General features: G+C 71.0%; 6 protein-coding genes and 1 pseudogene. 6 read left to right on the top strand and 1 reads right to left on the bottom strand.

Annotated features, from left to right (window positions below):
• The 4 genes and pseudogenes from JWR86_RS14320 to JWR86_RS14305 all read left to right on the top strand — a co-directional run.
• A pseudogene (locus tag JWR86_RS14320) lies at positions 1-378 on the top strand (glutamine synthetase); the annotation flags it as partial.
• A 1-nt stretch (position 379) separates the two neighbouring features.
• A complete protein-coding gene (locus JWR86_RS14315) occupies positions 380-1,780 on the top strand; it encodes an aldehyde dehydrogenase family protein (RefSeq protein ID WP_299566777.1) in 1,401 nt (466 codons plus the stop codon).
• A 22-nt stretch (positions 1,781-1,802) separates the two neighbouring features.
• Positions 1,803-2,969 (top strand): iron-containing alcohol dehydrogenase, encoded by a 1,167-nt coding sequence (locus JWR86_RS14310; protein ID WP_299566783.1) that lies wholly within the window; start codon positions 1,803-1,805, stop codon positions 2,967-2,969.
• A gap of 119 nt (positions 2,970-3,088) precedes the next feature.
• Positions 3,089-3,934 (top strand): EamA family transporter, encoded by an 846-nt coding sequence (locus tag JWR86_RS14305; RefSeq protein ID WP_299566775.1) that lies wholly within the window; start codon positions 3,089-3,091, stop codon positions 3,932-3,934.
• A 4-nt stretch (positions 3,935-3,938) separates the two neighbouring features.
• Here JWR86_RS14305 and JWR86_RS14300 read toward each other — a convergent pair whose 3' ends face one another.
• Positions 3,939-4,862: a LysR substrate-binding domain-containing protein gene (locus tag JWR86_RS14300; protein ID WP_299566773.1), complete on the bottom strand. Its 924-nt coding sequence runs from the start codon at positions 4,860-4,862 to the stop codon at positions 3,939-3,941.
• Positions 4,863-4,959: 97 nt separating this feature from the next.
• Between JWR86_RS14300 and JWR86_RS14295 the strand changes: the two genes are divergently transcribed.
• Entirely contained in the window at positions 4,960-6,108 is a 1,149-nt protein-coding gene (locus JWR86_RS14295; RefSeq protein ID WP_299566771.1) for a 2-aminoethylphosphonate--pyruvate transaminase, read from the top strand.
• A 10-nt stretch (positions 6,109-6,118) separates the two neighbouring features.
• The gene (gene phnA / locus JWR86_RS14290; protein ID WP_299566769.1) at positions 6,119-7,369 is read left to right on the top strand and encodes a phosphonoacetate hydrolase; all 1,251 of its coding nucleotides are present in this window, start codon (positions 6,119-6,121) and stop codon (positions 7,367-7,369) included.
• The last annotated feature ends 73 nt before the right edge of the window (positions 7,370-7,442 follow it).

The raw sequence follows: 7,442 nt of genomic DNA, 5'->3' as shown, positions 1-7,442 counted from the left end.
AACCGCACGGTGGCGATCCGGGCCATTATGGGCTCGGCCAAGTCGCAGCGGGTCGAATTCCGCATCCCGGGCGCGGATGCCAATCCGTACCTGGCGGTTGCGGCCGTGCTCGGGGCCGCCCTCTGGGGCATCGAAAACCGGATCGAGCCCGAGCCGGCGGCCACCGGCAATGCCTACCTGCAGAGCTTCCCCGACAGCCTGCAACTGCCCCGCACGCTGACCGAGGCGGCGGGCCGGCTTCGGGCGTCGGCCGAAGCCCGAGACCTGTTCGGCGACACCTTCGTCGACCATTTCGCCGCCACCCGCGAATGGGAAGAGCGCCAGTTCCTGCGCCACGTCTCCGACTGGGAGCTGAAGCGCTATTTCGAGATCATCTGAGATGAGCACCGCATTCGGGTTGCAGCGCACCCTTTCGCCTGTCGACGGGCGCCTCGTTGCGGAGCGCCCCTTCGCCTCAGGCAGCGAGCTCGACCGGGCGCTGGACCGCGCCGTCGCGGCGCAGGCCGCGTGGCGGCACGTTCCCCTCCCTGAGCGCATGGCCGTGTGCGAGCGGTTCGGCGCGGCCATGCTGGCCCGCAAGGCCGAGATCGCCGAGGAGCTGTCCTGGCAGATCGGCCGGCCGGTGTCGCAGACGCCCGGCGAGGTCCAGACCTGTGTGGACCGGGCTCAGGCCATGATCGCGGCGGCCGAGACCGGCCTCGCCGACATCCGGCCGGAGCCGCGCGACGGCTTTGACCGCTACGTCCGGCGCGTGCCGCTCGGCGTGGTGTTCGTGATCGCGCCCTGGAACTACCCCTACCTCACAGCCGTGAACACGATCGTGCCGGCGCTTCTCGCCGGCAACGCCGTGATTCTGAAACATGCGGCCCAGACCCAGCTCTGCGGCGAGCGCTTTGCCGAGGCCTTGCGGGCGGCGGGCCTTCCGGACGGGCTGTTCGCAGCCCTCACGCCGACCCACGGCCAGGCCGAGGCGCTGATCGGCGACCCCCGGGTCGCGCATGTGGCCTTCACGGGCTCGGTTGCGGCCGGACACCGGATCCAGCAGGCGGCCGCCGGCCGCTTCGTCGGGGTTGGGCTGGAACTCGGCGGCAAGGACCCGGCCTATGTCCGGGCCGACGCGGATGTGGCGCACGCGGCCGAGAACCTGGTCGACGGAGCCTTCTTCAATTCCGGCCAGTCCTGCTGCGGCATCGAGCGCATCTACGTGCACGAGGCGGTGTGGCAGCCCTTTCTCGATCGGGCCGTGGAGGTCACCCGGGGCTACCGGCTCGGGGACCCCCTCGACCCGGCGACCACGCTCGGCCCGGTGGTCAAGCAGGAGGCGGCCGATTTCATTCGCGACCAGGTCGAGGAAGCCCTGCGGGCCGGCGCCACGGGGCTGATCGACGCTGCGGCCTTTGCGGCGGCCCGGCCCGGCACGCCCTATCTGGCGCCCCAGATCCTGGTCGACGTGGACCATTCGATGCGGGTCATGTCGGAGGAGACCTTCGGCCCCGTGGTCGGCATCATGAAGGTGCGGTCGGACGAGGAGGCGATCGGCCTCATGAACGACAGCGCCTACGGGCTCACGGCCTCCGTCTGGACCCGGGACGCTGAGGCGGCGCGCCGCATCGGCGACGAGGTCGAGACCGGCACGGTGTTTCTGAACCGCTGCGACCACCTCGACCCGAGCCTCGCCTGGACCGGAGTCAAAGATTCAGGCCGGGGCTGGACCCTCGGCACGCTCGGCTACGAGCACCTGACGCGGCCGAAATCCTACCACCTGCGCCTCCCAGCCTGAGCCACCCCTGATGACCGACGCGATGCCGCTCCGCGGCAACTGGAACTATCCGACTGCCATCCGGTTCGGCGCGGGCCGGATCGCCGAACTGCCGGAGGCGTGCCGCTCGCTGGGTATGCAGCGCCCGCTCCTGGTCACCGATGCCGGCCTGGCCCGGCTTCCTGTGGTGGCCGCCGCGCTGGACATCTTGCGGGCGGGCGGGCTCGCCGCGGGGCTGTTCTCCGATGTGCGGCCGAACCCGGTCGGCGCCGACGTGCTGGCCGGGGTCGCGGCCTACCGGGCCGGCGGCCATGACGGGGTCATCGCCTTCGGGGGCGGCAGCGGGCTCGATGCCGCGAAGGCCGTCGCGCTGATGGTCGGCCAGTCCCGGCCCTTGTTCGATTTCGAGGACCGGGACGATTGGTTCACCCGTGTCGAGACAGCCGGCATGGCGCCCGTGGTCGCGGTCCCGACCACCTCCGGGACCGGGTCCGAGGTCGGCCGGGCATCCGTGATCACGGACGAGAGCGACCACACCAAGAAGATCATCTTCCACCCGAAGATGATGCCCGCCCTCGTGATCGCCGACCCGGAGCTGACCATCGGCCTGCCGGCGGCCGTGACGGCGGCGACCGGCATGGACGCGCTGTCCCACGCGCTCGAGGCCTATTGCAGCCCGGTCTACCACCCGATCGCCCAGGGCGTCGCCCTGGAGGCGATCCGGCTGGTCAAGGAGTGGCTGCCGGCCGCCGTCCGGGACGGAACCGACATCGTGGCCCGCTCGCACATGATGGCCGCTTCCTCCATGGGCGCGACCTCGTTCCAGAAAGGGCTCGGGGCCATGCACGCCCTGTCCCATCCCTGCGGGGCGGTGTTCGACACCCATCACGGCCTCACCATCGCGGTGGTGATGCCCTACGTGCTGGCCTTCAACAGGCCGGCCGTCGAGGCGCGGCTGACGGCGCTCGCCCGCTACCTGGACCTGCCGGCGCCCTCCGGCCGGGCCGTGCTCGAGTGGGTGCTGCGGCTGCGGGCCGAACTCGGCATTCCGGAGCGGCTCGCCGCACTCGGGATCGGCCTTGAGGCCGTCGCGCGGCTCGCTCCCATGGCGGCCGCGGACCCCTCCTGCGGCGGCAATCCGCGGCCGCTCGACGCCCCGACCCTGGCCCGGCTCTACGAGGACGCCATCGAAGGTCGTCTCGCAGGATAGCGGTCACAGGCCGATCGGCCGCGGCTTGCGCCCCGCCGCGAAACGGCCGAGGACCCCACCCCCCGCGCCCCGTCCGACAGGCTGGCGGGCCTCATCCCCCAGGATCGGCACCCACCGGCATGGAACCGCACGTCTTCGCCGCCGTCCTGGCGGCCGCCGCGCTCCATGCGGGCTGGAATGCGCTGCTCAAGCTGCAGCTCGAGCCGCTCCTCGCCATGACCCTGCTGGCCGGGGCGGGCGGGGTCGTGGCGCTGCCGGCCCTGATGGTGTTCGGCTGGCCCGCGGCGGCCGCCTGGCCCTGGCTGATGGCCTCCGTGGCCCTGCATCTCGGCTACTTCCTCGCCCTGTCGGAAGCCTACCGGCGGGCCGACATGAGTCAGGTCTACCCCATCGCGCGGGGTGGGGCGCCGCTTCTCACCGCGCTGGCCGGGGTGCTGCTTCTGTCGGAGGCGCTGCGCCCCCTCCAGGCGGTCGGGATCGCTGGCCTCGGGGCCGGCGTCACGGCGATGTCGGTGGTGGGCCGCCGCCGCAACACCCCGTTCGATCCCCGCGCGGTCGGCTTCGCGGCCCTGACGGCGGTCGTGATCTGCGGCTACACGCTGGCCGACGGGACCGGGGCCCGGGTCGCGGGCGATCCGCACAGCTACGCCGCCGCCCTGTTCGTGCTCGAGGGCATCCCGCTCATCCTGGTCGCCCTGTGGCGCCGGGGCAGGGCGGGGCTCCGGGCGATGCGGCCCTTCGCCCTGAAGGGGCTCGCGGGCGGGGCGATGTCCCTCGCCTCCTACTGGATCGCCATCTGGGCCATGACGGTGGCGCCGATCCCGGTCGTCGCGGCCCTGCGCGAATCGAGCGTGCTGTTTGCGGCCGTGATCGCCGTGGTGATCCTGAAGGAGCCCCTGCAATGGGGCCGCACGCTGGTCGGGGTCGTGATCCTGCTGAGCCTGGCGCTGATCCGGCTCGGTTAGCCGCTCAAGGCTCGGTCGCGGGCGGGCTCGTCCCGGCGGGAGCACGCCGCGGCGGGCTCGCACTCTCTTCCGCCAGGGCGGCCAGGAAGCTCCTGACCAGCGGGATCCGCCGCCGCTCCTCCAGGCAGACGGCGTATTCGGCGACCGCCAAGTCGGCACCCGTGATAGCGATCCGGCGCAGGCCCTCGCCGGCCTGAAACTCACCGCCGAACACGATGCCCAGCCCGAACCCGGCCTTGACGGCCTCCCGGACCGCCTCCCGGGATTGCACCTCCAGGATGGCCCCGGGCCGGATGCCGGCCGCCGCGAGCCGGCTTTCAAACACCTCGCGCGTCTGCGAGCCCCGCTCGCGCAGGACGAGGTCCTGGCCGGCCACGGCCTCGATCGGGATGGAGCGGCGGCCCGCCCAGGGATGCGTGTCGGGCACGAAGCCGATCAGCCGGTCGGTGCGGAGCCGGGTCGCGTGGATGCGGGGATCCGACGTCTGCTTCGCCGTGATGGCCACGTCCGCTTCATAGGCTTCGACCTGCGCCAGGACTTGGCTGGAATTGCCGATGGTGAGCGAGAAGGTCAGGCCCGGATGGTCGGTGCGGAAGCGGGCCAGCACCGCCGTGACGTAGCTGGCGCTGTCGGCGGCGAGCCGCAAGTGGCCGCGGGTGAGCGCCTTGGCCCCGGCCAAGAGGTCGGCCGCCTCCTCCTCGGCTGCCACGAGCCGGGTGGTGATGGCGAACAGGCTTTGGCCGAGCGAGGTCAGCCGAACCGTGCGGCCCACCCGGTCGAACAGCCGCGCCCCGTGGCGTTCCTCCAGCGTTCCGACCTGGGCCGAGAGCGTGGGCTGGCTGACGCCGCGGGCGCGCGCCGCCCGCGTGTAGCTGCCCGCCAGAGCCACCGCATGGAAGGCCCGCAGGCCGGAGAGGTTCGAGCTCATATAGACGATTTCGATACGCCATATCGAAACGTCATATTGGACCTATAGGGACCCGCCGCCTAGCCTCGCGCTGCTGCAGCATCGTCGTAGAGGCTTCATGTCCCAAATCCGACCCGCCGCGAGCGAGACCGGCGACCCCCTTCTGCTGACGCCGGGTCCGCTCACCACCTCGCGCAGCGTCAAGCAGGCGATGGTGCACGACTGGGGCTCGCGGGACGCCGCCTTCATCGCCATCAACACGGCCGTCATGGAGGCCCTGCCCCGCATCGTCTGCGGCGAGGACCGCTACGTCACGGTGCCGATGCAAGGCTCCGGGACCTTCGCGGTGGAGGCCATGCTGACCACCTTCGTGCCGCGGGGCGGCAAGGTGCTGGTGCTGATCAACGGCGCCTATGGCAGCCGCGCCAGGCGCATCCTCGACATCGCGGGCCGCGCAACGGTGGTCCACGAGACGGCCGAGGACGCTCCGCCGGACCTGGCCGAGATCGACCGGCTCCTGTCCGGCGACGCGGGCATATCCCACGTCTTTGCCGTCCACTGCGAGACCACAAGCGGCATCCGCAACCCGGTCGAGGCGATTGCGGCCCTGGTGGCCCGCCACGGCCGGCGCCTCCTCCTCGACGCGATGAGTGCCTTCGGGGCCTTGCCGCTCGACACCCGGGAGGTCGCCGTGGACGCGATTGCGGCCTCGTCGAACAAGTGCATCCAGGGCGTGCCCGGCCTGGGCTTCGTGATCTGCCGCAAGGAGGCGCTGGCCGAGACGGCCGGCAACGCGACGACCCTCGTGCTCGACCTGCACGACCAGCATGCCGCGATCCAGAAGACCGGCCAGTATCGCTTCACGCCGCCGATCCACGTCATCGTGGCCTTCCATCAGGCTCTGCAGGAATTCCAGCAGGAGGGCGGCGTCGCCGGCCGGGGCGGGCGCTATGCCGACAACGCCCGCATCCTCACGGACGGCATGCGGGCGCTCGGCTTCGAGACGCTGCTCGCGCCGAACCTGCAGGCACCCATCATTGTCACCTTCCGCATGCCCGAGGACCCGGCCTTCGTGTTCCAGCGCTTCTACGACGCGCTCAAGGAGCGCGGGTTCGTGATCTATCCGGGCAAGCTGACCGTGGCGGAATCCTTCCGCATCGGCTGCATCGGCGATCTGCACGCGAAGGACATGCGAGCCTTCCTCGACACGGCCCGCGAGGTGCTGAGCGAGATGGGCGTCGGCTTCGTGCCGGCCAAGGCAGCCTGAGGATCCGGCCATGAACATGCACGCCCGTATCGGCCAGACCGTCAGCGTCAACGGCCGCGACTATGCCTGGCCCAAGGCCCCGACCGTGGTGGTCTGCATCGACGGCTCGGAGCCGGGCTATATCGAGCAGGCGATCGAGGCCGGTCTCGCCCCGCATTTCGACCGTCTCATGCGGACCGGGGCGAACGTTCTCGCCAAATCCGTGATCCCGAGTTTCACCAACCCAAACAACATCTCGATCATCACCGGCCGTCCGCCGGCCGTGCACGGCATCGCTGGCAACTACTTCTACGACCGCCAGGCCGGCGAGGAGGTGATGATGAACGACGCGCGCTTCATGCGGGCGCCGACCATCATGCAGGCCTTTCACGATGCGGGCGCGACCGTCGCGGTGGTGACGGCCAAGGACAAGCTCCGCACGCTCCTCGGCAACGGGCTCGACATGTCGACCGGGCGCGCGGTCGCCTTCTCGTCGGAGAAGGCGGACCAGGCGACCGTCGCGGAAAACGGCCTCGGCGACGTGCTGAACTTCGTCGGCATGAAGCTGCCGAGCGTCTATTCGGCCGATCTCTCCGAATTCGTCTTCGCGGCCGGGGTGAAGCTCCTCCGGGAGCGCAGGCCCGACCTGATGTACCTGTCGACGACGGATTACGTGCAGCACAAGGCCGCTCCGGGCTCGCAGGTCGCGAACAGGTTTTACACGATGCTCGACCGCTATGTGGGCGAGCTCGACGCGGCCGGCTGCAACCTGGTGCTCACGGCCGACCACGGCATGAACGACAAGCACTTGGCCGACGGCGAGCCGGACGTGATCTTTCTCCAGGAGCTGCTGGATGCCGAGCTCGGCGCCGGCACCGCCCGGGTCATCCTGCCGATCACCGACCCCTACGTCGTGCATCACGGCGCCCTCGGCTCGTTCGCCACCGTGTATCTGCCCGTGGCGCGGGTGGCGGAGGTGGTCTCCCGCCTGGCGGCCGTGGAGGGCATCGACGTGGCGATTCCGGCCGAGGAGGCCTGCCGGCGCTTCGACCTGCCGGCCGATCGGATCGGCGACGTGGTCGTGATCTCGTCGCGGCACAAGGTGCTGGGCACCGCGCGGGCGAAGCACGACCTCTCGGGCCTGACCGAGCCGCTGCGGTCGCATGGCGGGCTGACCGAGCAGGTGGTGCCGATGATCGCCAACCGGCGCGTCACCCTTCGGGACGGGCACGACCTGCGCAACTACGACGTGTTCGACGTCGCCCTGAATCTCGTCGCTTGACGGTCCGGCGGTTCGGGGCCGGGCCCGTTCCGGGTGCGGCCCCGAACCCGGCGCAGCCGCACACGCCCGATGA

This window comes from Enterovirga sp., from assembly GCF_028290205.1.
GTDB lineage: Bacteria > Pseudomonadota > Alphaproteobacteria > Rhizobiales > Beijerinckiaceae > Enterovirga.
Note: the sequence above shows the minus strand (reverse complement) of the source record. Positions and strands in the feature narration are given on the sequence as shown.

Bases quoted from the DNA above. Each gene is read 5' to 3' on its own strand.
- JWR86_RS14315 (WP_299566777.1), top strand. From the start codon at position 380: ATGAGCACCGCATTCGGGTTGCAGCGCACCCTTTCGCCTGTCGACGGG.
- JWR86_RS14310 (WP_299566783.1), top strand. From the start codon at position 1,803: ATGCCGCTCCGCGGCAACTGGAACTATCCGACTGCCATCCGGTTCGGC.
- JWR86_RS14305 (WP_299566775.1), top strand. From the start codon at position 3,089: ATGGAACCGCACGTCTTCGCCGCCGTCCTGGCGGCCGCCGCGCTCCAT.
- JWR86_RS14300 (WP_299566773.1), bottom strand. From the start codon at position 4,862: ATGAGCTCGAACCTCTCCGGCCTGCGGGCCTTCCATGCGGTGGCTCTG.
- JWR86_RS14295 (WP_299566771.1), top strand. From the start codon at position 4,960: ATGTCCCAAATCCGACCCGCCGCGAGCGAGACCGGCGACCCCCTTCTG.
- phnA (WP_299566769.1), top strand. From the start codon at position 6,119: ATGAACATGCACGCCCGTATCGGCCAGACCGTCAGCGTCAACGGCCGC.